The 572-nt window shown below is 39.2% G+C and carries 1 protein-coding gene; it reads right to left on the reverse strand.

Annotated elements, in window-relative coordinates; genetic code table 11:
• Positions 1–62 precede the first annotated feature (62 nt).
• The coding region (locus CP357_RS09960; protein WP_198995876.1) for a transposase at positions 63–572 on the reverse strand (510 nt) is incomplete at its 5' end.

Below are 572 nucleotides of genomic sequence, written 5' to 3' on the forward strand. Positions count from 1 at the left end.
GAAACTGTCAAATCTTTTGTGTAAATAGATCTTTCTCGTAAATTGATTTTTTAATTATTTATTTAATCAAAGTAGGATTCTAAGGTGTCCTGAACCTGACCGAAGCCTTTATGAATTCGATTGAAATAACGGTCATTGTAGCTCATTGCCTGAATACCAATAAAAGCATCAAGCGACTGTTCAGTTGGAAACTCTGCCTTAGGCTTAGCTTTGCGCTTGATCACATTGTTAAAGGATTCAATCATGTTAGTCGAATAAATTGAAGCTCTGATCTGCTTGGGATAGTTATAAAAGACCAGCAGATCTGGTTCTATGTCTTTCAAGCTTCTGATAACATGGCTGTAAACCTTGCCCCATTTGGTATAGAAGTCATGCAGGACAGCTGTGGCTTCTTCTTTGTTTGTCTGTTGATGCACCTGTTTGAATTCGTTCATGATCTTTTCACGATCGTCGACGCGTACTTTAGCGCAGATATTGCGCATGACATGAACCAAACAGCGTTGAAAATGAGCTTTAGGATAAGTCCTGGCCAAGGCTGTTTTCATGCCAACAACACCATCAGAAAGAAAGAG

It is taken from the genome of Lactobacillus sp. UMNPBX6 (genome assembly GCF_002553975.1).
GTDB lineage: Bacteria > Bacillota > Bacilli > Lactobacillales > Lactobacillaceae > Lactobacillus > Lactobacillus gallinarum.